The sequence below is a fragment of the Bdellovibrio sp. CKG001 genome (genome assembly GCF_055397465.1).
In genome coordinates this window covers 313,099-335,267 of the sequence record NZ_AP029173.1, presented here as the reverse complement: position 1 = coordinate 335,267, position 22,169 = coordinate 313,099, and the positions used below count along the sequence as shown (strand labels likewise).

Annotated in this window: 21 protein-coding genes; 11 read left to right on the top strand and 10 right to left on the bottom strand. The window is 49.8% G+C overall.

The window, feature by feature from the left end:
- Positions 1 to 27 precede the first annotated feature (27 nt).
- On the top strand, positions 28 to 831 hold the full coding sequence (locus tag ACZ50P_RS01705) for a hypothetical protein (RefSeq protein WP_464133016.1): 804 nt from the start codon (positions 28 to 30) through the stop codon (positions 829 to 831).
- Between the two features lie 54 nt (positions 832 to 885).
- Here the strand turns inward: ACZ50P_RS01705 and ACZ50P_RS01700 are convergent, their stop codons facing one another.
- Entirely contained in the window at positions 886 to 1,938 is a 1,053-nt protein-coding gene (locus tag ACZ50P_RS01700; RefSeq protein ID WP_464133014.1) for a hypothetical protein, read from the bottom strand.
- Positions 1,939 to 2,191: 253 nt separating this feature from the next.
- Here ACZ50P_RS01700 and ACZ50P_RS01695 point away from each other — a divergent pair, with 253 nt between their 5' ends.
- Positions 2,192 to 3,250, top strand: a complete 1,059-nt coding sequence (locus ACZ50P_RS01695; RefSeq protein WP_464133012.1) for an OmpA family protein — start codon at positions 2,192 to 2,194, stop codon at positions 3,248 to 3,250.
- Between the two features lie 80 nt (positions 3,251 to 3,330).
- Here the strand turns inward: ACZ50P_RS01695 and ACZ50P_RS01690 are convergent, their stop codons facing one another.
- Entirely contained in the window at positions 3,331 to 3,987 is a 657-nt protein-coding gene (locus ACZ50P_RS01690; protein WP_464133010.1) for an O-methyltransferase, read from the bottom strand.
- Between the two features lie 115 nt (positions 3,988 to 4,102).
- Here ACZ50P_RS01690 and ACZ50P_RS01685 point away from each other — a divergent pair, with 115 nt between their 5' ends.
- The 6 genes from ACZ50P_RS01685 to ACZ50P_RS01660 all read left to right on the top strand — a co-directional run bounded on the left by ACZ50P_RS01685 (position 4,103) and on the right by ACZ50P_RS01660 (position 9,651).
- Complete coding sequence (locus tag ACZ50P_RS01685) at positions 4,103 to 4,627, top strand: OmpA family protein (protein WP_464133007.1); 525 nt, start codon at positions 4,103 to 4,105, stop codon at positions 4,625 to 4,627.
- 26 nt (positions 4,628 to 4,653) lie between these two features.
- The gene (locus ACZ50P_RS01680; RefSeq protein ID WP_464119857.1) at positions 4,654 to 5,316 is read left to right on the top strand and encodes an HAD family hydrolase; all 663 of its coding nucleotides are present in this window, start codon (positions 4,654 to 4,656) and stop codon (positions 5,314 to 5,316) included.
- A gap of 105 nt (positions 5,317 to 5,421) precedes the next feature.
- Positions 5,422 to 6,414 carry an ABC transporter ATP-binding protein gene (locus ACZ50P_RS01675; protein WP_464119856.1) on the top strand — a complete coding sequence of 331 codons (993 nt, stop codon included), beginning with the start codon at positions 5,422 to 5,424 and terminating at the stop codon, positions 6,412 to 6,414.
- Positions 6,414 to 7,382, top strand: coding sequence for an ABC transporter ATP-binding protein (locus ACZ50P_RS01670; protein WP_464133006.1), 969 nt, complete (start codon positions 6,414 to 6,416; stop codon positions 7,380 to 7,382). The genes ACZ50P_RS01675 and ACZ50P_RS01670 overlap by 1 nt, the downstream gene beginning before the upstream one ends.
- Before the next feature lie 50 nt (positions 7,383 to 7,432).
- Entirely contained in the window at positions 7,433 to 8,284 is an 852-nt protein-coding gene (locus ACZ50P_RS01665) for a PilZ domain-containing protein (RefSeq protein WP_464133004.1), read from the top strand.
- A 236-nt stretch (positions 8,285 to 8,520) separates the two neighbouring features.
- On the top strand, positions 8,521 to 9,651 hold the full coding sequence (locus ACZ50P_RS01660; RefSeq protein WP_464133002.1) for a hypothetical protein: 1,131 nt from the start codon (positions 8,521 to 8,523) through the stop codon (positions 9,649 to 9,651).
- An 8-nt stretch (positions 9,652 to 9,659) separates the two neighbouring features.
- Here the strand turns inward: ACZ50P_RS01660 and ACZ50P_RS01655 are convergent, their stop codons facing one another.
- The 4 genes from ACZ50P_RS01655 to trxB all read right to left on the bottom strand — a co-directional run bounded on the left by ACZ50P_RS01655 (position 9,660) and on the right by trxB (position 13,757).
- Positions 9,660 to 11,402, bottom strand: a complete 1,743-nt coding sequence (locus ACZ50P_RS01655; RefSeq protein WP_464133000.1) for a S8 family peptidase — start codon at positions 11,400 to 11,402, stop codon at positions 9,660 to 9,662.
- Positions 11,389 to 12,129, bottom strand: a complete 741-nt coding sequence (locus ACZ50P_RS01650; protein WP_464132998.1) for a hypothetical protein — start codon at positions 12,127 to 12,129, stop codon at positions 11,389 to 11,391. The genes ACZ50P_RS01655 and ACZ50P_RS01650 overlap by 14 nt, the downstream gene beginning before the upstream one ends.
- Positions 12,130 to 12,307: 178 nt before the next feature.
- On the bottom strand, positions 12,308 to 12,805 hold the full coding sequence (locus tag ACZ50P_RS01645) for a response regulator (protein ID WP_262554540.1): 498 nt from the start codon (positions 12,803 to 12,805) through the stop codon (positions 12,308 to 12,310).
- A 7-nt stretch (positions 12,806 to 12,812) separates the two neighbouring features.
- Positions 12,813 to 13,757 carry a thioredoxin-disulfide reductase gene (trxB, locus tag ACZ50P_RS01640; RefSeq protein ID WP_464132996.1) on the bottom strand — a complete coding sequence of 315 codons (945 nt, stop codon included), beginning with the start codon at positions 13,755 to 13,757 and terminating at the stop codon, positions 12,813 to 12,815.
- A gap of 108 nt (positions 13,758 to 13,865) precedes the next feature.
- Between trxB and ACZ50P_RS01635 the strand changes: the two genes are divergently transcribed.
- A complete protein-coding gene (locus ACZ50P_RS01635) occupies positions 13,866 to 14,156 on the top strand; it encodes a 2Fe-2S iron-sulfur cluster-binding protein (protein WP_464119849.1) in 291 nt (96 codons plus the stop codon).
- 41 nt (positions 14,157 to 14,197) lie between these two features.
- Here the strand turns inward: ACZ50P_RS01635 and ACZ50P_RS01630 are convergent, their stop codons facing one another.
- From ACZ50P_RS01630 to ACZ50P_RS01615, 4 genes are all read right to left on the bottom strand, one after another.
- Entirely contained in the window at positions 14,198 to 14,482 is a 285-nt protein-coding gene (locus ACZ50P_RS01630; protein WP_464132993.1) for a hypothetical protein, read from the bottom strand.
- Between the two features lie 87 nt (positions 14,483 to 14,569).
- A complete protein-coding gene (gene trmB, locus ACZ50P_RS01625; protein WP_464119847.1) occupies positions 14,570 to 15,277 on the bottom strand; it encodes a tRNA (guanosine(46)-N7)-methyltransferase TrmB in 708 nt (235 codons plus the stop codon).
- Positions 15,246 to 16,286 (bottom strand): cation diffusion facilitator family transporter, encoded by a 1,041-nt coding sequence (locus tag ACZ50P_RS01620; protein WP_464132991.1) that lies wholly within the window; start codon positions 16,284 to 16,286, stop codon positions 15,246 to 15,248. The genes trmB and ACZ50P_RS01620 overlap by 32 nt, the downstream gene beginning before the upstream one ends.
- A 43-nt stretch (positions 16,287 to 16,329) precedes the next feature.
- Complete coding sequence (locus ACZ50P_RS01615; RefSeq protein WP_464119845.1) at positions 16,330 to 17,331, bottom strand: GGDEF domain-containing response regulator; 1,002 nt, start codon at positions 17,329 to 17,331, stop codon at positions 16,330 to 16,332.
- Between the two features lie 443 nt (positions 17,332 to 17,774).
- On the opposite strand from ACZ50P_RS01615, the gene leuS reads away from it, so the two are divergent.
- Together leuS and speA are read left to right on the top strand one after the other, a co-directional pair.
- The gene (leuS, locus tag ACZ50P_RS01610) at positions 17,775 to 20,165 is read left to right on the top strand and encodes a leucine--tRNA ligase (protein ID WP_464132989.1); all 2,391 of its coding nucleotides are present in this window, start codon (positions 17,775 to 17,777) and stop codon (positions 20,163 to 20,165) included.
- An 83-nt stretch (positions 20,166 to 20,248) separates the two neighbouring features.
- Positions 20,249 to 22,153, top strand: coding sequence for a biosynthetic arginine decarboxylase (gene speA, locus ACZ50P_RS01605; RefSeq protein WP_464119843.1), 1,905 nt, complete (start codon positions 20,249 to 20,251; stop codon positions 22,151 to 22,153).
- Positions 22,154 to 22,169: the final 16 nt, after the last annotated feature.

The window sequence follows — 22,169 nt, the reverse complement described above, 5'->3', positions numbered from 1 at the left end:
CCGATCCCCGGGTGTTATGGTGCCGGCATGATCCGCGAAGCCATTGAAATGATTTTCACTCCTGCCACTCCTCTTGCCAAGAAATACGGGTTCTTGTATCACTCGATCTCTTTGAAACACCGCTATGAACGCTGTGAAAAAGTCTGGCTGCCGCATTTGAAGAACTGTCAGGACATCTTTCTGCAAAGTCTTCAGGATCTGCCACAGAAAAAATCCGTGGTGGTGATGGGTAGTGCCCATCTTCATGAAATCCCTTTGCACCTGCTGATGAACAATTTTGAATCTGCCACTCTGGTGGATGTCGTGCATCCGCTGAAACATCATTGGGCTGCGAAAAGAAATCCGCGCCTGAAGCTGGTTACCATGGATCTGGGCGGTTCCTTGGCCGAACTGGAAAAACTCAAATCCCTGCAGGATCTGAAAGACCTGATTCAGAATCTTTCACAAAAAGAACTTTTCCATTTTGAAGCCGATCTGATTGTGTCCGGGAACCTGCTTTCGCAACTGGCTTTACTTCCGATGGAAGCCCTGGAAAAATTCACCAAGACAAATCTGACCCTGACTGAAAAAGACGAGATCTGCACTGCCTATGGCGAAATTCACCTTAAGAATCTGCGTGCCTGCCAGGGGAAAAAGCTGGTTTACAGCGATCGCGCCGTCACCTATCGCGACCCGGAGGGCAAGATCACCTACACCGGATCTTACCCGGTGCACTTTGAGGGCTTCACAAAAATAAAAGACTGGAAATGGATGCTGGCCCCCTTGAAAGAGGCCTCTAAAGACTACTCCATAGAAATGAAAGTCGAAGCCTACACCTCTAACAAGCTGTAACGACCAGCACGTCGACGACGCAGCAACGCCGCTAAAAGCTGATTTTACAGCTTGTTAGCAGCGAGGGCCGCTTGAGCAGGACAAATTGATGCCGGATTCATCCAGCTTAAAGAAGTTCTGGATGCGCTCCTCTTCGGCCTTGCCATCCAGGCACAGGCTGCGGAAAGCTTTTTTCACCTTGGCTTTTTTTACCTCGATGTCTTTTTCGTTTTTCAAAAGGGCATTAAGAACTTTATAGCCCCACAGATCCGCCTGAACCTGATCCACTTGCAAAGAGCTATCAGCGTCCTGACTTAAAGAGCCTCCGGACAAACAAGCCACTGCTTTATCATCTGGCTTGGCTCCGCGCAGTTTCATTTGTACGGCCATTTCACGGGTCAAATCAAAGACCAGGCTCAAGATACGGTCTTCCTTTTCTATCCCGGCATTTCTCATCAAGCGGCCCGGACAAATCGCAATCACTCCATTGGGGCCACCACCGGGAACAATCGACATAGACGCATTTCTTCCGCCGTCCAAACCGCAGGTTTCCTTCAGTTTGGCGACAACTTGATCTTTAAAAGTAAAATGATTGGTCAAAGTTTCAGTGACAGAAAACACCAGTGACGTGTTGATGATGCTAAACAGTAGACGCTTATCATCTTCCGAGATTCCCTGCTCTTTCTCAACAACTCCGATCAAAGCTGTGCGCGCGATCTCCGCGGCCTCTGTCACATCGGCATCGTACTTATAAAAGACCTGATATTCTTCATCCGCCCGTTTCAGAAGCTCTGAATCCAGATTCAGTTTTTTCTTTTCTTCGTCCAACGCCGCAAAGCTTGCCGGCATTCCGTCGAAGTTTTCGCTCAAGCCATGGGCTTTCTTTAAGGCGTTCAAAGCATTTTTGGCCAGTTCGGCCTGCGCTTTGGTTCCGATATTGGTCAAACTCTCGCACACAACCGCCGCGGGCTTGTCACACATGCTGACCGTCTTTCCTACCGGAGCAGTCTGCTCAGCTTTGGCTTTCAGGCCCTCTTTGTTTTTGTACTTTCTGGCATATTCGGAATCGCTCTGGGCACAAGCAGCCAACCCCAAGCTCACAGCAAAAACAAGACTGAGTTTTTTCATAACTGCTCCTTCTCTATTCACATGAAGACAAAAAAATGTCACTTCCATGTGTGAAAGCGGCCCCAGTGGGGCTCATCACTTCAAGGAGAGGAAAAGCAAATGCAGGGCCAGAGGCTTGTCTCAGAATGATTCAGCATCAAAAAGACTGTTCCCTTTGAATTTACAACCATTTCATTTATAGCCCTTTGTTGCACTCATTGACAGGCCCCCTGGTCGCGCAGATAAACGAACCTCCAAACAAAAGGGGTTTTATATGAAGTCCACTATCGTGCTGGCAAGCTTGCTGACACTTTCTCTGAACAGCTATGCTGATCAAAACATCAACTCAAATAGCCTGGAATTTTCCAAAGAAGCTGTTGAAATGGCGCCTCAAGGCCTTTTGCCATTCATCGGCTTCGGTGGTGGTTACACTGGCAACAATGACAATATCCCTGTTGAAGGAACTCCAATTTCTTTGAAAGTCCTTGGCTCTTACTACATGGCTCAACCTTATGTGTTTGACGCCGGGTTTGGCATTTCCAATCAGCAGTTCTCTCAATCTGCTGCCAAAGACACGGCAGTCACCGGTTCCAGTCTTGAGTTGGCAGCTCGCTATCGCTTCGCAAATAAATGGCAGGCTGGTCTGGTTGCAAATCATCTTTTCAAAATGGGCTCCTCCTATGCGGCCTCTCAAGGTGACGCACAGTTTGTCGGTCTTCAGGCTTTGAAAGAGTTCTCTATCGCAAAAGGCTGGCTGGCTCGTGTCGGTGGCCGCGCCATGACTGAAACCAACAACACAGGCGAGATGGTTAACATGTACATGATCGACCTTCAGTTGGGCTGGAATCCGTATGCTCAGGCGACAACTGTGAAAGCTACTGCTGCTGCTCCGAAGGCGCAAACCGCACCTGTAGCCAAAGCTATCGAAGTGAAACCAACTTCTGCTTTGGATTACATCAACTATGCATCATTCGAAAATGGCAACAGCATCTTCTTCCAAGAGGCCAGCTACACCATTGATGCAAAGAACCAAGCTCAATTGAAAAAACTGGCACGCCTGCTGAAACAGAACAAAAATCTTTTCAGCAAAGTGGAGGTTCACGGATATGCAGACATCTCCGGACCGGAAGCGCTAAACCAGTCACTTTCAGAAAAAAGAGCGGAACAAGTCAAAGCTCAACTGATCAAAGGTGGTCTGAATAAAGAGACTATCGTGGCTTTGGGTAAAGGCTCCAGTCAGTCGAAGGAAATTCTGGCTCAGGACCGCAAAGTGGAACTTCTGTTCACAGGCGTAAAAGACGAAAAAGCCCTGCAAAAGGCTTTGGCTCTTTAATATACAAAGGTTCCCGTTTATTTTTGAGGTCCACAATGCATCTAACGCAAAGAGGACCCCAAAAGAGCCGGGAACCTTTTTTACTTTTTAATGGCTACAAAAAGGCCTTCATACGTCGGCACAATTGCCGAATCAAAAAGTGCGGAATCAGACAATCGCTTGTTGAAGTCCTTCATGATATTGATTTGTTTGTCAGAGAATCTTTGCGTGGGTTCTCCCCACACACCACCGGACAAAAAGATATTGTCCGCCAGAATCAATCCTCCAGAACGCAGATTTTTTTCCGCCCAGGTCAGATAGTCAAAGTACGCCGCTTTGTTGCCGTCGATAAAAATGCCATCAAACGGGCCTTCACTGGAAAGCTTTTCCAGTTCCGCGCGGGCATCACCCATCACCAGGTGAATTTTCTTTTTGCTTTGGTCCAATTTCGCAAAGGCCTGCGCGGCATAGTCGCCGTGACGTGGCTCCTTTTCCAGGGTCCACAAAGTGCCACCTTCAGGCAAAGCTTCAAAAATATATTGTGCTGACAACCCCGTCAGGGTTCCGATCTCAACAAATTTGCGACACCCATGCAGACGGATCAACGTGCCGATCAACTGTGCTTCAGCAGGATTGATACTGATGCGGCCCAAGTTCAGTTCATCAGCGAACTGGCGGGACAGTTTTTTAGGCTCTGACTCTTCAGCGAGAAGAGACAGCATGTATTCTTCTTTGTTGGTTAGCACGGATTCACGCATACCTTATCCTCGCATATTCCTGCGATGAAGTTAACAGGAAGTTAATTTGCCCGCCTTGCCTGACAGCGCATAGCCTTTTCTGGATACACACTTTACCCATAGACGGAGGTTTTTCATGCGTTTTCAATCCACGACTGTGAAAGTAGTAACATCCCTGGCTCTGCTACTGGCTCTGGGGGCTTGTGCCAATAAATACAAAAAAGACAACGAGAACATGGTCAGCTCCCAACGCTCCTCTGATCGCGGTCCCCAGTCCGCTTTATCCGGGGCAGCCGGAGATCTCAGCAAAAGCACGAAGTTCTCAACCCTTTCCCAGAATATCCGATTTCACGTCGGCAGCTCCGAGCTGACCGCCTCCAGCCGCCGGGCCCTGAACGAGATCGCTTCAGAAATGAAAAAGACTTCAGGTTCATACGAAAAAATCCGCATTGCCGGTCTGGCTGATCCACAGGGTGATACGGCTCGTAATCAAAGACTTTCCGAAGAACGTGCTGAACGCGTGCGCGAGTACCTGATCTCTAAAGGTGTGCCGGATTCAAAACTGGAAACCATCGGCAAAGGGGCTGTGGCTCGAGACACTCTGGGCACCGCCTCACAAAGAGCACGCGACCGTCGTGTGGACTTTGAGATTGTCGAATAAACATAAAATCGGCAAGATAGAGGGTTATGAATCCTCTTCTTGTCTTTGATCTTGATGGCACTTTGATTGACTCAGCTCCGGATATTATCACGGCCGTCAATCGCACCTTGGCGAATCACTCTAAACCCATATTAAGTGATGCCACTATTATTTCTCATATCGGCGAGGGGATTAAAAAACTCATCGCCGATTTATTTAAGAACGACAATCTGGATCCCGGCGACATGATTGGTCTTGAGATGGAATTCCTGCGCACCTATGAAGAGGAAATGCTGAACAAAACCCGCATTTACCCTGGAGTCGAAAACTTCCTGAGTCAGTATCAAGGCCCAATCGCCATTATCACCAATAAAAACGAAGAGCCCGCCAAGGCCATCATCAATCACCTGGGACTGAACCGCTTTCCCTGGGTCAATATCTTCGGAGCCGACACCCTGGAGGAGAGAAAGCCCAGTCCTCTACCTCTGCGCACCATGATGAAGCTGGCTGGGCGCCTTCCCTCCGACACCCTGATGATCGGAGACGGAACACCGGATATGCTTTCTGCCCAACGAGCCGGCGTAGGGTCCATCGCCATCGGATTCGGCTATACGGACCCACATATTCTTAAAAAATATGAGCCCTTGGCGGTTCTGGATCACTATCAGGATCTGTCGGCGTTACTGGCTAAAATCACCCAAGAGGCTTGACGCATCTTTGCCGTAAAAAATAACCATGCACCCTTTGCGGGCTTGCCTCAGGGCGGCGTGGACTATATAAGGTGAAAGCTTTTTGATAATGGGGGGTTGTCTCCGGTGAACGACATTCTTTTAGAAGTTCAAAATCTTAAGACGCGCTTTAAAACTGACGAAGGCACTTTTCTCGCGGTAGACGACGTTTCCTTTAACGTCAAAAAAGGCCAAACTCTTGGAATCGTTGGGGAATCTGGGTGCGGAAAATCCGTAACCTCTCTTTCCATTATGCGTCTTGTCCAGAAGCCTGGAAATATTGAATCCGGCAAGGTCCTATTTAAGGGCCAAAACCTTCTGGAGCTGTCTGACGACCGCATGAGACAAATTCGCGGTAACGAAATCGCGATGATCTTCCAGGAACCGATGACTTCCCTGAACCCGGTTTACACCGTAGGCGATCAGATTGAGGAAGCCATCCTTTTGCACCAAAAAAACCTGACCAAAACTCAGGCTCGTGAACGCGCGATCGACATGCTTCGCATCGTGGGTATTCCAGCACCTGAAAAACGCTTCCATGAATTCCCGCATCAGCTTTCCGGCGGTATGAGACAGCGTGTGATGATTGCCATGGCGATTTCCTGCAACCCGGAACTGCTGATTGCTGACGAACCAACAACGGCGTTGGACGTGACCATTCAGGCTCAGATTCTGGATCTGATGCGAAAACTGCAAAAAGACTTCAATGCCGGCATGATCCTGATCACTCACGATCTGGGTGTTGTGGCAGAGATGTGCAACGAAGTGGCCGTGATGTATGCGGGCCGCGTGGTTGAATTCGGTACCGTGGAAGACATCTTCTATCGTCCGAAACATCCGTACACTCGTGGTTTGCTGGATTCCATTCCGCACTTCGAAACAGGACACAAGCTGGAGCAGCTGAAGACCATCAAAGGCATGGTTCCAAGTCTTTACAATCTTCCGAAAGGCTGCCGCTTTGCGGATCGTTGTCCTTATGCTCAAGATGACTGTCGCCAGTCTTATCCATCCACTGAAAATCTTCGCGGCATCCATAAGGTCGCTTGTTTCCACCCCTTGTCTGACGAGGTCACGAAATAATGAGCACTCCTCTGTTGAAAGTTGAAAATCTGGTAAAAAGCTTCCCGATTCACGGTGGTATCTTCAATCGCGAAGTGGCCAGTGTAAAAGCAGTTCAGGGTGTATCCTTTGAAATCAACAAAGGTGAAACATTGGGCCTGGTGGGTGAATCCGGCTGCGGTAAGTCCACTTTGGGTCGCTGCCTGATGCGTCTGCACGACACCACCTCTGGAAAGATCATCTATAACGGCAAAGACATCACTCACATCCAGGGCGAAGAACTGCGCGAGATGCGCCGTAAAATTCAGATCATCTTCCAGGATCCGTTTGCGTCTTTGAATCCGCGCATGACTATCGGAGCCATCCTTGAAGAGCCTCTGATTATTCATAATCTTTACGCCACTGCGAAAGAGCGTCAGGATCGTATTCATGAACTGATCGACCTGGTGGGCTTGCGCCGTGAACACCTGAATCGTTATCCGCACGAGTTTTCCGGCGGTCAACGTCAGCGCGTGGGTATCGCTCGCGCTTTGGCGGTGAATCCGGAACTGATCGTCTGTGACGAGCCGGTTTCCGCTTTGGACGTTTCCATTCAGGCACAGGTGATCAACCTTCTGATGGAACTTCAACAGAAGCTGGGCCTGACTTACATCTTTATCGCGCACGATCTGAAAGTGGTTGAACACGTCTCCACTCGTGTGGCCGTGATGTATCTGGGTAAAGTGGTTGAAATGGCAGATTCTGAAGAGCTTTATAAGAATCCGAAACATCCCTATACCAAAGCCCTGATGTCTGCGATTCCGGTACCGGATCCACGCAAAAAAGAAGAGCGTATCATTTTGACTGGCGACGTTCCGTCCCCGATCAACCCGCCTTCTGGCTGTCATTTCCACCCTCGTTGTCCTATGGCGATCGACGATTGCAAGACTATCGTCCCGACACTGGAAACAAAGGCGAAAGATCACGTCGCTTCGTGCATCCGAGTGTAAAGAAGTAACTCATTCTCTCCGATAACTCCTTAGTACACACTGAGGAGTTCATGAAGACGCAGGGGAAAATCTGGATTATCTATGATGCCGAAACCAAAACGCAGACGAAGCCTATGTCTGTGGTTCAGGCGCAAGTGACGATTCTCTCCATCGCGGTCCAAGATCACACCAAATTTTTCCTGTGGACTCCCGGCTGGGAAGGCTGGCTTTCCATCAAGGACTTCCTCGAGTCCGATCAAACTTACTTCGTGATTGTTCAGCCGCCCAAACCGGGCGAAATGCCGGGTTTGCCAGGTGAAGAACACACTTTGACCGCCACCAAAAATGCTCCTGCCACCAAGGGTGACAGTCAATACACTCAAGTTGTGGTCGGCGATATGCCAATTAAACACCGCGAGGTCGGCGGCTATCACGCCAAAGATTTCAACGGTGATGATCTGGATTTAAACAAGATCAAAAAAGACAAATCCGAAATGCCCAAGCCGAAAAAAGCGGCTCAGGCTGAAGAAGCTGTGACCCCCGTGGCCGTTGCGAAGGCAGAACCAAAAGGATCAGACCGTCGCCGCGACCCCCGTCACAACTTTAAAATCGAAGTGGTGTTGGTTTCCAAAGTGCGCTCGTTCAGAACGTACTCCAAAGATATCTCTTTAAGTGGAACCATGCTGGAGGATGAAATCCCCAGAGACTTCCTGAACAAACCATTTGATCTGATCATCGTGAATCCCTTCGAACCGGATCCCGCCAAAGCCCGCCTGCTTTTCAGAGCGAAGATTGTGGGCGACCTGACCGACCCACGCCGTCTGATGTTCATTGAGCAGGACGTGGCGATGACGTTGCGTCTGGATGCTTTGTTGAAAGCTTACGTCGCTTATCAGGATCAGGTTCGCAAGAACGCCGGATAAAAATCCCTCACAGAAATCTGTTGCTCCCAGCAGATGAACTGAGACTTCTCTCTCGACCTTCGTCGCATTCCTTGCAGAAGTTTTTTGTTCATTTCTTACATGAAAACAAACCAGTTCAGAGACTTTTTTGCATTAAAGTATCTTAACGATACATTTAGGCTAGTTTTTCTCAGAAACAATCAAGGACTCTTAACAATCGCCGATATCTTATTTTGAGAACTCGGCAAGGAGAGCCCATGGATCACTTCAGATACGTTGTTGCAATTGGTGTCGCGGCAAATCTGCTTACCGCCTGTCAACCAGAGGTCGAAGAAGCTGCCAAGCCCCGCTATTTATACGTAGCCAGTGGGCTCTGTTATTCGGGAACCGGCAACACAACTTACTCTGCAACCACAGCTTCGAATGTGATCTTTCGCGTGAACCTAGAAACGGCTCAGTACGAGGGGCGCATTGCTGACTTCACAACAGGTTTTGATGCTCCGGGAACAACCCCCGTAGGGATTGCTGACTATGATTCAGAACATTTACTGGTTCTGCTGGAACATACAGGTCAGCGCCGAATTGAGCTGATCAAAAAAACTCTTTCTGGGGAAAGACAGACTTACTATAACAACACTTCCGCAACAGCTCCCATAGGGGCCTTGCAATCAGCCGGCCGATATATTTTTAAAGCGTTGGATGGGTTGCTAATCAGTCGATCCACTGCCATCGAAAAACTGGACACCGGCAAATCCCGCGAAAGTGGAACAGGAACCAATGCGTGGGTTCAGGCGCCGGGCGGCTCTTGCAGCGCCTCAATCACCAACATCACCTCACTGGCCACCTACCCAACAAGCTCCAATACGCTGGGCTATAACATCATCTATACGCATTCGCAGAACGCCTCCAGTGCCAACAATCGCATTGGAATTATCAATGGCCAAACAGGATGGAATGGAACCTCAGGGTGCCTTGCCAGTCAGGCCGCACCGGCCTTAACTGCATACCCCACTTCATCCGTTTATATGCAGGATTCCGGTCGCGTTGTGGTCAGTTATGCAGGAATCTCGGGTTCCATGCTGAATTCGATCTATTCATATGACGTCGATGAAACGGCCAACACCATCAGCGATGAAGTTAATGGCTATGAAGTTCCCAGTGTCATCTATGGCGCCTCTGCCATGACTTATGATAAATCGACCAAAAGTCTTTATGTTGCCACCGGTGGGGCTATCACCAACAATTTCACGACCGGCAATATTCCGTATAACATTGAGAAATTCACCTTTAACAGTACAACCAAAGAATTCACACGCGTAGGTTCCACATCCTTTTATCCGGGGAATCTGGAAACTCGCTGTATTTCATCAATGTTTATTGGAAACTGAATTCGCCCCTACGGAGCACCGATAATATTCACGCCCCAACTGGTCAGCGTGCCGGTGATGTCATTGCTGCCACCATCATAAACCTTCAAAGTCCAGGTTCCGTTGGATCTTTCGTGGAAGAAGGCATTGCTCAGGAAAATTTCATTATTGTATCCGGAAATCCCCGTCAGCGAATTGCGCATATTAATGATCATACTTTTAGTGCCCGAAGGGGAAATCAACTCAACCCCCAGATCTGCGATATTGTTATGAGCAATTGTAAACTGAACCTGAACCGCTTCGATGCGCAGATTGTCGGACACCGACACCGTACTGGACAATCCCGTGGAACTGTATTCGGGGATTGCATTGGGGTTGGGACTGGAGTTTGTCACAAATCCTGTGGCCGTCTGCGCCGCCGTATAAGGTGAACTATAACTTCGTGCCAACGCCACCGCCGCATCCACATTCACACGGCCGAACCCAAACCAGTTTTGAAATTTAAAGCCCGCCGCATTCGTCACCCAGGCATTTTCCCAGACAGCCCCCGTCGGCAGACGCACGTTCTTGGAGGAATCCCCGGGATAACTGTAAAAAGGATGTCTGGCAATGGCCGACATGTTGGGACTGACTGGAACCGCTGTTTTGGCCAGAATGTATTTTACATCTCTCCAGGTCAAAGCCGGGTTGGCTTCCAAAATCAGGGCCACGGCACCGGCCAGAACAGGCGCTGCTGCGGAAGTACCGTTGAATGTCGTCGTGTAATTGCAGTTGCTGTTACCGTTGCTGCCACGCTCGAACTCGATCTTCCCGGAAATCAGGGTCTGGGCATATCCAGCACTGCACCCGCTTCGATCCGTTGTGATCATCGCCGGATAGTCATCGCCAAATTCTCCTCCAAACGAGGAAATCCAAAGATTTGCCCCTGGGGAAGAATAAGAAGCAATTTCTCCCATAGAGTTCAAAGCCCCCGTCATGATCGTGTACGGCATGTTGTTATCCGGATCAAAGTTCGCATTGCCGATACAGTAGACGCTTTCTGAGTTGTGGCACTTCACAATAAAATCGTTGCCCGCTGATTTGACATAGATGGAACCCTTACCCGCTCGCCCATTGACAACGCCGGTAAGCAGTCCGCTTCCCCAAACAGCCACCACTTCAGGAAGATTATTCTGGGTGTTCCCCCAGCTCATGTTGTAAATGTCATGACCACCGGAAACCTGCTGACCAATGCGCGCGTTGGTCTGGGATACATTCTTGGAAAGAAGGTTGTACGAGATAAGTTTGGCTTTGTAAGCCACACCCTTCGTACCCACACCATTCCCACCCACAGCAGCGATCAGCCCCGCGACGGCAGTTCCATGGTTGTCATCAGAGGAATAAGGTGCCGCATTATTTGCCCCCGTCGGCGTCGACTGATGGTAGTCAATCGAGGCGCCATATAAAAAGTTACTTTTAAGATCTTCGTGACTGTCCTGAACGCCATCATCAGACACAACAATCTTCAAACCTGAACCGGAAAGACCAGAGGTCCAAGTCTGGAGCATATCCAGATCAAATCCGACCACCCCGCTCCCAGAAGAGGCAAAGACAGACTGCCCGGTGTTGTTGATATGCCAGGCATAACCCAGGAAAGGATCATCGCCCTCTTTAATATCGGCAACAACCGCATCGAACCCCTGCTTTGAGCAGTTGGTGAAAAGCAGGCTGATGACGGCACCAACCATCATCAATGGCAGAAAGATTTTTACTTTTCCTTTAAAACTTTTCATACTGCCTGCTTAGAATTTCCAAACGTACATCACTGATTCCGGGCTCACTGCCCAGGCGATCCTTCAAAGAAAACAGGTCATAAGGTTGCTGCGCCGATGTGACAAAGTAAACGCGCATCTCGGGCAGTTGACTGACAACTTTCAGATCAAAAGCGCGCAGCAAAGGCTCAATCTCGACTCCTTCACGCAAGGTGATCTCAATACTTCCCGTCACCACTCCGGCCAGACTTTTACGCTCATTGAAAACAACCATGGGTTGTGCATTGGAATAATTTCTTTCATCCACCCGCAAGCCCTCTTGAGGGACCAGATAAAAGCCGCTGACTTCAGCCATCGCATCCGGCCGTGGACCGGCTGACATCGGATAGGCCGTCATTCCCTCCCACACCTTCCACGCGGTTTCTGACAGCATGGAAGACTGAGCCAACCGGCGAGACGTGGGACTAATTCTTTGAGGGGAGGCTTTAGCCTCAGGTAAACGCAAACGGCGGTCTTCAGCTGCTGTGTTGTCACCATGGGAAGGGATATCTGTCACTTGGGTTTTATCCAACGGCTTTGTGCTCAGGGCGATTTCCTCTTCGCTTTGTGGATCTGAGGATTCCACCACAGCCATGGCTTCCTTCACAGATTCTGCGAAAGTCGGCTCCTGATCTTTCTTAAAGAACAAGCCCAGCGCCACCAGGCCGGCGGCAACAACAATGAAGATATACGTGCTTTTACGTGTCATGGGTCCTTATTATTCTAACTTTAAAAAGCAGCTTCGATCACTATTTTCTGCAAGAACCATCGGGAAAGTATGGAGACACGGTGAAATCCCAAACTGAGACAGAACTTTGGTCCATAAAAAAAAGCCCTGCTGTTTCCGGCAGGGCTTTTTGGATATGAGAGATTGAAAATTGGAGGATCTAAGGGTTCAGCTTTAAAAGGGTTTCCACGGTCTTTTTCAGCTTCTCGACATCAAAGGGCTTCTTGATATAGTCGTCGGCTCCAAGCTCGAAAGCTTTCTTCATGTCCTCTTCGGAAGCTTTTCCAGAGACAAACACCAAAGGAATCTTTTTCAGGTCGCGATGGTCTTTCAGCAGTTGCGCCAGCTCAAAGCCGTTCACCCAAGGAAGACCCACGTCCATCAGAATCAAATCCACCGGATGATCATCAAGCACCGTGGAAAGCTCCGTTCCGTCAGCAGCCAGCTTGGTCACATAGCCTTCGCTTTCCAGAATTCTTTTCATCGCCAAACGCATTGTCTCGTCATCTTCGATAACCAGAATGATTTTGGGGTCGAGCTTTTTCTTCGCTTCACGGAACTGATCCAAAGGCACCACTTCCTGGGAAGCAATGCGCGCCTTGGTCATTTTCTCGATCTTTTCGATCAGATCCTTGGTGTTGATTCTTTTATCCTTCATACATTCCTTAGTGAGACTCTTGAGCTTCCAGCCATCTTTCTGCATCGATTGCAGCCATACAGCCCGTACCCGCCGCTGTGATCGCCTGGCGATACACATGATCTTGCACGTCTCCGGCCGCAAAGACACCTGGAATGTTAGTATACGTGGTATTAGGCTGGGTGATCAAATAGCCTGTCTCATTCATATCCAACATTCCCTTGAAAAGGTCTGTATTGGGCTTATGGCCAATGGCCAGGAATAGACCTGTGATTGGAAGTTCTTTGACAGCTCCGTCAACAGTGCTTTTGATTTTTGCGCCGGTCATGCTTTTGCCATCACCCAGAACTTCAACCACTTCTGTGTTGTACAGAACCTCGATCTTTGGATTCTTCAGCGCACGGTCCACCATGATCTTAGAAGCACGGAAATGATCGCGTCTGTGAATCAGATAAACCTTAGAAGCAAAACGAGTCAGGAACTGAGCTTCTTCCATGGCTGTATCACCACCACCGACAACACCGATTTCCTGATTACGGAAGAAAGCGCCGTCACAAGTTGCACACGCAGACACCCCGCGGTTGGCATACATCTTTTCAGAGGGCAGCCCCAGATACTTCGCACTGGCCCCGGTAGAGATAATAATGGATTTTGCCAGATGCAGTTTATCCCCGATCCAAACCTTAAATGGACGCTGGGAAAAATCCACTTTCGTCACATTACGGGTGATAAAGCGCGTGCCAAATCTTTCCGCCTGTTTTCTCATAACTGTGATCAAGTCAGGCCCCGTGATTCCATGCTCAAAGCCAGGGAAGTTTTCAACCTCAGTCGTGGTCATCAGCTGACCACCAGCCTCTTCACCCTCGATCATCAAGGGATTCAGATTCGCACGGGATGTATAGATTGCGGAAGTCAGCCCCGCAGGACCAGAACCGATGATAATGACATTTTCTACTTTTTGATCTTCAGTCATAAATTACCTCATAAATAGGGTCGGAAATTACGCTCAAAGGCTATCAACAAATATGACCCTTTTCATTAGTTCTTTGCACGTTTTGGGCTGCGTCAGCTACAATCGGCTATGCCCTTGATTTCCTTTAAAAAGAACATTCACGCACCTATTGAGGTTCCCTCGCAAACCATCTTGATGACGGCGTTGCTGGATGCAGGACTTCCCGTCGCCTCCAGCTGCGACGGCGACGGCGTTTGTGCGAAGTGCAAAGTCATTATCGTGGAAGGAAAAGAGAATCTGACCCCGGAGAACCCCACTGAGAACTTTCTCAGGGAAACCAACAACATCCCCAAGGATGTCCGCATCAGTTGTCAGACGCAGGTTCTGGGCGACATCACCGTGGACACCACTTATTGGTAGGCTTCAAAGCCGACAAGTCCTGACGACACTTATGCTGTCAGCTAAAGATCCCGCTTCTTAAAGGGAATGCCGGGATCTTCCGGCTCGTGATCAGGACGATCCAGCCGCCGAGCCTCTGTTGGTTTCGGCAAGGCGCAGCGGTCGCCTTCGATGTATGAAAGCCGCAACCGGGCCGCAAGACCCTTCTGATTCTGATTGTAGCAAGGAAGCGCTGAACTGCGCAGGGTGGATACGGAGGGCTCAGCCGGTATAAGGTATTCAGAGCCTCGGACGATCGCAGCTTCCGTGGATGGCGACAAAAGAAGCCCCAAAAAAATCCATCTCATAAGACCCCCTTGCAGAGGTCTCAGTATAGCCTGTTATCACGACAAAATCTTAAATCTGCCAAACGACGCTGGACCCAGCCCCGGGGCCTAGACAGTGCGGTTGTTTCTTAAGCGGACAAAATTGATCTTGATACCTTCACGAAGGAAGATCTTTTCAAAAGCGGTTTCGAAGTTCTGCTCTTTCATTTCTGAATTGTGCAGATCCTGCGTTTCAAAAACGATCTCATAAGGGGACTGACGGATTTCATCCATCGCCCACAGGAAGTACACCAAAGAATCTGTTTTAAAGTTGATGTAAGAGCCCGGCTTCTGCAGACGATACAAAAGCTCCAGATTCTGTTTGCACACAAATCGGTTCTTCGGCTTCTTCGGAGACGTCCAAGGATCCGGGAAATGAATATAAACGTTGTCGATTTCGTTTTCTTCAAACAGCTCATCAATGTTGAAGGCATGAAAACGTGTGATCGCCGCATTCGTGCAGCCCGCATTCACCGCGCGGCGGATGCTTTGAATCAAAGGCTTGTATTTCAACTCCAGGCCCACCAAAAGACGATCCGGATGAGTCTTGGCGTGATGGGCAAAGTAAGTCCCGTTTCCGGTCCCCACTTCCACATCCATCGGCATCTTGGCATCTGCCTTAAAAACATCAGAACGCCATTTGCCCTTGTTAAGCGGCGCACGCAGTTCATCAAAGGCCACATGGGAATATTCCCCGTTCAAAGCCAAAGTGTAAGCGTTCTGATTCGGTAGGTCTTTTGTGATATTAATTTGTCTTCTTGGAGCCTGAGTCGTCATGGGTCCCTTGATTAGTCGGCCCCGGGTCATCGGTCAAGCTTTTCACAGAGAAGTCGGCCAGAGACTGGAACGGCTGCAAACGAATCGGGCACTGAGCCAAATCACAGTGAGCACAAAAGGATTTTTTACAAGGGTCCAAGTGAAAAGCCAGCTCTCCATCAAACTCATAATCCTTGACCACACGAGCCTCGAACTCCTGGGTCATATCGTGAACCTGAGCCACATCCCAATATTCCGGAACCACCATGTGAGCATCCACGTGGTGGAAGCGCCCCGAGCGGATCACACGCATATGATGAATGTCGATGACTCCAGGGACCCGGTTCTTTCTGATCGCCTCCGCCAGAAGCTCCAAAGATCCCAGATCCTGCGCATCCAGTAAACCACCCAGTGATTCACGTACAATTTTGAAGCCGGAATACGCCAGCTGCAACCCCACGACAATGGCAATGACCGGATCCAGCCACTCAAGCCCCGTCAAAAGCACCAGGCCCAAGCCCACCATGACACCCACGGTGGTCCATACATCCGACAAAACGTGAGACCCACTGGCTTTCAGGGCATCAGAATGATGACGAGCCCCCACCGTTTTCAGATAAAACCCAAGAATCAAATTCAGAACTGCCGCACCACCCACAATCAGCAAACCAGTTTCCAGCTTCTGTGGAGGTTCATGAAAAAGCAACGCTTTGGCACTTTCGCCGATGATCATGATCGCTGCAAAAAAGATCATCCCGCCTTCAAATGCAGAAGAAAAGTATTCAGCTTTGCCATGGCCGTAGGGATGATTTTCGTCCGCCGGTTGCGCGGCAAAACGAATCACAAAAAGAGCCACCACTGCGGCAATCACATTCACAATGCTTTCCAGAGCATCTGACAAAACCGCTGCCGAGCCAGTTACTTTGTAGGCCCCAATTTTCAGACTGAAAATCAATACACTGGCTACCGCCGACACCCAGGCCGCGCGCGAACGAACTTTATCTGAAGAAGATGGCATTGCTTTATTCATATATGAGGGTTTTCGTAGATCCCCCCAGGAAGGTCAATAGATATTAGCCCGCAGCCTTACGACGCTTCATCGCCGCTGCTGATTTGAGCTCGACCACCGGGGCCGTTTCGGGTTTGTAGAAAGCCACACGGTTTCTGCCCGCGCGTTTGGATTCATAAAGAGCATGGTCCGCACGACGAACCAGTTCACGGGCACTGATATTTTCCCCAGGAACCGTGATTGCAAACCCAAGGGACGCCGTCAGCTTCATGGAGTCTTCCCCATTGCGGAAGGTCGTCTTTTCAATATTCTCGCGCAAACGTTCGCAGAAATACATCGCTCCGGCGTGGTTGGTCTCTGTCAGAACCATCAGGAACTCATCCCCACCATAACGAGCCGGGATGTCAATATTGCGGGTGTTGGCACGAATGATCTTGCCCACCTCGGACAGCACATAGCTTCCGAACAAATGGTCATGACCATCATTCACGGTTTTGAAGTAGTCCATATCCATCATCACCACGCAGACATCACGATGGAAACGACGTCCCCGCTCCAGCTCGAAGTCCAGACGTTGATACAGCGAACGCATGTTGTACAGACCCGTCAGGTCATCCGTATCCACAAGTTCCTTGAGTTTTTCATTGGCAAAAAGAAGCTGTTCATGCAGATCACGAATTCGCAACTGCGAGCGAATGCGTGCCAGCAGCTCCAGCGGCACAAAAGGCTTCACGATATAGTCATCCGCCCCAGAGTCCAGGGCTTCGATAATAGCTTCAGTGCTGGAGTTTTCAGAGACGAAAACGCAGGAAACATGAGACAAACGCTCACGCACGGATTTTAAAACCCGCAAACCCGCCATCGACGGCGCCATCCAGTCAAGAATCACAATGTGAGGAATCCAGGATTCGATCAGCTTGTGCGCTTCAGCTTCCGTCGTCACACCACGAGCGTCATAGCCTTCCCAACGCAAAGGCTCCAGGAGAATCTCCAGGCTGTCTTTGTCATCGTCGATCACCAGGATACGGCGACTTTTAGGTTGTTTGGGGCTGACTTCAAAACTCATCTACATACCAGTGTAACGTTTGGAATACTGATCGGTTAATTCCGGGAATTGTTTAGACGATTTTCTAATCATTAGACCAGAAGCGGACTTCGGTCGGGGACCGGTCGGAGAAGGGCTGTGGGAGGGGCTCCGGCGCTTCGGACACATCCTCGCTCGTTGCTGCTTTAGGGCTTCGAGATGGTTTTGCGGCTCGTTGGTGGGCCTGTTAGTTAAGTGGTCTGGGATCACTGCGGAACTTGCGACGGAGCCCCTCCCACAGCCCTTCTCCGGCGCGGCGACCTTGTTTCTTACGCAGACTTAAGACTGGGCGGATTCTTAAATTTTCTGTGATTTTTTGTCGGGTGTTTTTATGCGGTCTTGTGCGGGCTTATTCGTTGAATTGTCTTGGGATTTTCGTTATTTATGGTTGTGGTGTTTTTCTTTGAATTTTGAAGGATGTTTTTATGAGTTTGAACTTCACCGAATACGAAGCAAAGTGGCAGAAAAGATGGGCGGACGCGAAAGCGTTTCAGGCTGAAACAAACAGTTCCAAGCCTAAGTACTATGCCTTGGACATGTTCCCTTATCCGTCTGCTTCTGGATTACATGTGGGTCACATGGCCTCTTACACCCCAGGGGATATTATCTCTCGCTACAAGCGCGTGAACGGGTTCAACGTTCTTCATCCGATGGGATATGACGCCTTCGGCTTGCCGGCAGAGCAATACGCCATCCAAACGGGTGTTCACCCGGCTATCACCACTCGCAAAGCTATCGACAGCTTCCGCAAAACTTTGCAGACCTTTGGTTTCAGCTTCGACTGGAGTCGTGAGATTTCCACCTGTGAGCCTGATTACTACAAATGGACTCAATTTATTTTCCTGAAACTTTACGAGCGTGGACTGGCTTATCAAAAAGAAGTTCCCGTCAACTGGTGCCCGGCTTTGAAAACGGTTTTGGCCAACGACGAAGTTGTCGATGGCAAATCCGAGCGCGGCGGTCACCCGGTCATCCGTGTTCCAATGAAACAATGGATGCTGAAGATCACCGACTATGCCGAACGTCTTTTGAATGATCTGGACAAATTGGACTGGCCGGAAAGAACCAAAGAAGGTCAGCGCAACTGGATTGGAAAATCTGAAGGCGCGCGCATCACCTTCCAGGTTTCTGAAGACCCGGAAACCTTTGAAGTCTTCACCACTCGTCCGGACACTCTGTACGGCGTGACCTTTATGGTGATGGCACCGGAGCATCCTCTGGTGAAAAAGATCACTTCTCAGCCACAATACGCGGCTGTGGAAAACTATATTGCTGAGACTGCCAAAAAATCAGAAGTGGACCGCAAAGCCACGACTGAAAAAACCGGTGTTTTCACCGGGGCTCATGCCATCCACCCCATCACGGGCGAAAAGATTGAAATCTGGATCGCCGATTATGTTCTGATGGACTACGGCACGGGCGCCATCATGGCCGTTCCCGGTCACGATGCCCGCGACTTTGAGTTCGCAACCAAGTTCAATATCCCAATCAAGAGTGTTCTGGAAAGTGATCAACTGCCGTTTGAAGGCGACAGCGTCATGATCAACTCTGAATTCCTGAATGGCCTGAACAAGCAAGAAGCCATCAAAAAAATGCTCGACTACCTTGAGCAGAACAAACTGGGTGTACGCGAAGTTCAGTACAAACTGCGTGACTGGCTGTTCAGCCGTCAGCGCTACTGGGGTGAACCGTTCCCGATTGTTCACTTTGCGGACGGCTCCAAGGGTGTCCCTTTGAACGAGCTTCCTGTGGTTCTGCCGGAAGTGGCAGACTACGAACCGGCTGACACTGGCGAAGCTCCGTTGGCCCGCAATGCTGAATGGGTGAAATACATGGATGGCGACAAAGAAGGTCGCCGTGAAACTGACACCATGCCAGGAGCGGCAGGATCTTCCTGGTACTTCCTGCGCTATATTGATCCTCACAACACGGAAGCTCCTTTCAGCCCCGAGGCTGAAAAGTACTGGATGCCGGTGGATCTTTACGTCGGTGGCCCCGAGCACACAGTCGGCCACTTGTTGTATGCCCGCTTCTGGACAAAGGTTCTTTTCGACTGCGGCCTTGTAACCCACGATGAACCTTTCCAAAAACTGGCTCACCAGGGAATGATCCTGGGGCCCGATGGCGAGAAAATGTCGAAATCCCGCGGAAACGTGATTTCTCCAGAGGACATTGCGCGCTCTCACGGGGCTGATGCTTTGAGAACCTTTATCAGCTTCATGGGTCCGGTGGACAAGGACAAGCCTTGGGCTCCGACCGGTATTGACGGCGTCAAACGCTTCCTGGATCGTATCACTCGCCTGGTGGTCAACGACGATGGCCAGTTGGTGGCAACTCAGGACACTTTGACTCCGGAGATTGAGAAATTAGTTCACAAAACGATTAAAAAAGTCACAGAAGACATTGAATCCATGAGTTTCAACACGGCAATCAGTGCCATGATGATTCTGGTGAATGAACTTTACCGTGCAGAATGCCGCTCGGTTTTGGCTCTGAAACCTCTGGTCCAGATTCTGGCGCCGTTTGCTCCGCACTTGGCTGAAGAATTGTGGGAAAAAATGAATGGCGAAGGACTTTGCGCTTTGGCTCCATGGCCAAAATATGATAACACCCTGTGCGCTGATGACACTGTGACTATCGGCGTGCAAGTGAACGGAAAAATGCGCGGCACGATCGAAATTGGCGTGGCAGCTTCTGAACAAGAGGCTGTGGCGGCGGCGAAAGCCGTTCCTCAGGTGGCTTCCGTTCTTGGCGATAAGAATCCCGACAAGGTGATTTACAAAGCCGGGAAGATTTTGAATTTGATCGTTAAATAACTGGGTTCTTTTACCGAAAAGGACCCCTGAAAAACAACATGGGGTCCTTTATCCGGGCCCCCTAGTCGTGAGGGCCAAAAGAGATGTCTAATTGGAGTCCTGAAAAAAGCGCTGAGCTTTATGGGATCAACAACTGGGGCAACGGTTATTTCAGAATTAACAGCGCAGGCAATGTTGCTGTCACTCCTATGGGGGCGAACGGTCCAACTGTGGACCTGCATGAGCTGACCCAAGATCTTTTGGACCGCGGTATTCGCGTCCCTATCATGATTCGTTTTCCGGAAATTATTAAATCCCGCGTGGAGCTTCTGAACGGCTGCTTCCAGAAGGCATTTGCCGATCATGGTTACAAAGGCCAATACCGTGGCGTTTATCCGATCAAGGTGAACCAACAACGTCACCTGGTTCAGGAACTGGTGAAGTACGGTAAAGGTTATTCCATGGGTCTTGAGGCGGGCTCCAAGCCGGAACTATTGGTGGTTCTGGCATTGATGAACACCGAAGACGCGTTGATTATCTGCAACGGCTTCAAAGACTGGGAATACATTGAAACGGCGATCTTGTCCCAAAAACTGGGCCGCAACACCATCATCGTGGTGGATCGTAAAGAAGAATTGAAAATGATCGTGGACGTGGCGAAGAAGTTCAACACTCGTCCAAAAATCGGCTTCCGCGCAAAGCTCAACACTCAAGGCGCGGGTAAATGGGTTGATTCTTCCGGTGCTCGCTCCAAATTCGGTCTGACTTCCACAGAAATCGTCGAAGGTGTGGAGTTCCTGAAAAATGAGGGCATGTTGGATTGCCTGGAACTTCTGCACTACCACATCGGTTCTCAGGTGCCTCAGATCCAGTCCATCAAGTCCTCTTTGAAAGAGGGCGCACGCTTCTACACTGAGCTGTACAAAATGGGCGCAGGCCTGAAGTACATCGACGTGGGCGGCGGCTTGGGCGTGGACTATGATGGTTCTGGCCACTCTGACAGCTCTGTGAACTATTCTGAGCAGGAATACGCCAACGACATCGTGTCTGTACTTCAGACTCTGTGTGATGAAAAAGGCATTCCACATCCAAACATCGTGACAGAGTCCGGCCGCTTCCTGGTGGCTCACCACTCGGTTTTGGTGTTTAACGTGATGGGTGTAAACGATCTTCACCGCCATGAACCGCCTCGTCCCGCGACGAAAGGCGATCATTCCATCATGCAGGACATGCAGTACATCTTTGAAAAGGTGAACAAAGACAATATCAACGAGTGCTTCAATGACCTGGAACAGGCCAAACAAGAAACTCTGCAGTTGTTCACTTACGGCGTCTTGAGCCTTGAGCAGCGTGCATGGTGTGAATCCATGTACTTTGCAATCGCGACCAAAATGGTGAAGCTGGCAAAAGCCACTCCAGACTGTGAAGACATCGTGGCCGCCCTTTCCAAAGAGCTGTGCGACACTTACTTCTCCAACTTCTCTGTGTTCCAGTCTGTACCGGATTCCTGGGCAGTGGGTCAGTTGTTCCCGGTGATTCCTATTCACCGTCTGGGTGAAGAACCCAAGCGTGAAGCGACTTTGGCGGATTTGACTTGTGATTCTGACGGTGTGATCGAAAAATTCATCGACACAGCTTCCGGCGAACCGAAAGAGACCATTCGCTTGCATCAGTTCACCGATGGACAGCAGTACTATCTGGGCGTGTTCCTGACCGGTGCTTACCAAGAGATCCTGGGCGATTTGCACAACTTGTTCGGGGATACTGATGCGGTTCATATCTCTTTGAACGGCGTGGGCTACACCATTGACCACTACGTTCCTGGTGACACTGTGACAGAGGTTCTTTCCTACGTTCAGTACGGCCGCTCTGAAATGGTTGATAGCGTTCGTCAGGCGACGGAGGAAAGTATCCAGAAGGGCTCCATCACCAAGCAGGAAGCCAAACTTCTGATCAAACATTATGAAGAAGGTCTTTCCGGTTACACGTACCTGGAAGAGGCTGAGTAAGAAGAATTTTAAGTTC

Coding starts and splice junctions, on each gene's coding strand:
- ACZ50P_RS01655 (WP_464133000.1), bottom strand. CDS start 11,402: ATGAAAAGTTTTAAAGGAAAAGTAAAAATCTTTCTGCCATTGATGATG.
- ACZ50P_RS01665 (WP_464133004.1), top strand. CDS start 7,433: ATGAAGACGCAGGGGAAAATCTGGATTATCTATGATGCCGAAACCAAA.
- trxB (WP_464132996.1), bottom strand. CDS start 13,757: ATGACTGAAGATCAAAAAGTAGAAAATGTCATTATCATCGGTTCTGGT.
- ACZ50P_RS01670 (WP_464133006.1), top strand. CDS start 6,414: ATGAGCACTCCTCTGTTGAAAGTTGAAAATCTGGTAAAAAGCTTCCCG.
- ACZ50P_RS01705 (WP_464133016.1), top strand. CDS start 28: ATGATCCGCGAAGCCATTGAAATGATTTTCACTCCTGCCACTCCTCTT.
- ACZ50P_RS01685 (WP_464133007.1), top strand. CDS start 4,103: ATGCGTTTTCAATCCACGACTGTGAAAGTAGTAACATCCCTGGCTCTG.
- ACZ50P_RS01615 (WP_464119845.1), bottom strand. CDS start 17,331: ATGAGTTTTGAAGTCAGCCCCAAACAACCTAAAAGTCGCCGTATCCTG.
- leuS (WP_464132989.1), top strand. CDS start 17,775: ATGAGTTTGAACTTCACCGAATACGAAGCAAAGTGGCAGAAAAGATGG.
- ACZ50P_RS01695 (WP_464133012.1), top strand. CDS start 2,192: ATGAAGTCCACTATCGTGCTGGCAAGCTTGCTGACACTTTCTCTGAAC.
- ACZ50P_RS01620 (WP_464132991.1), bottom strand. CDS start 16,286: ATGAATAAAGCAATGCCATCTTCTTCAGATAAAGTTCGTTCGCGCGCG.
- ACZ50P_RS01660 (WP_464133002.1), top strand. CDS start 8,521: ATGGATCACTTCAGATACGTTGTTGCAATTGGTGTCGCGGCAAATCTG.
- ACZ50P_RS01645 (WP_262554540.1), bottom strand. CDS start 12,805: ATGAAGGATAAAAGAATCAACACCAAGGATCTGATCGAAAAGATCGAG.
- ACZ50P_RS01690 (WP_464133010.1), bottom strand. CDS start 3,987: ATGCGTGAATCCGTGCTAACCAACAAAGAAGAATACATGCTGTCTCTT.
- ACZ50P_RS01630 (WP_464132993.1), bottom strand. CDS start 14,482: ATGAGATGGATTTTTTTGGGGCTTCTTTTGTCGCCATCCACGGAAGCT.
- trmB (WP_464119847.1), bottom strand. CDS start 15,277: ATGACGACTCAGGCTCCAAGAAGACAAATTAATATCACAAAAGACCTA.
- ACZ50P_RS01650 (WP_464132998.1), bottom strand. CDS start 12,129: ATGACACGTAAAAGCACGTATATCTTCATTGTTGTTGCCGCCGGCCTG.
- ACZ50P_RS01700 (WP_464133014.1), bottom strand. CDS start 1,938: ATGAAAAAACTCAGTCTTGTTTTTGCTGTGAGCTTGGGGTTGGCTGCT.
- ACZ50P_RS01680 (WP_464119857.1), top strand. CDS start 4,654: ATGAATCCTCTTCTTGTCTTTGATCTTGATGGCACTTTGATTGACTCA.
- speA (WP_464119843.1), top strand. CDS start 20,249: ATGTCTAATTGGAGTCCTGAAAAAAGCGCTGAGCTTTATGGGATCAAC.
- ACZ50P_RS01635 (WP_464119849.1), top strand. CDS start 13,866: ATGCCCTTGATTTCCTTTAAAAAGAACATTCACGCACCTATTGAGGTT.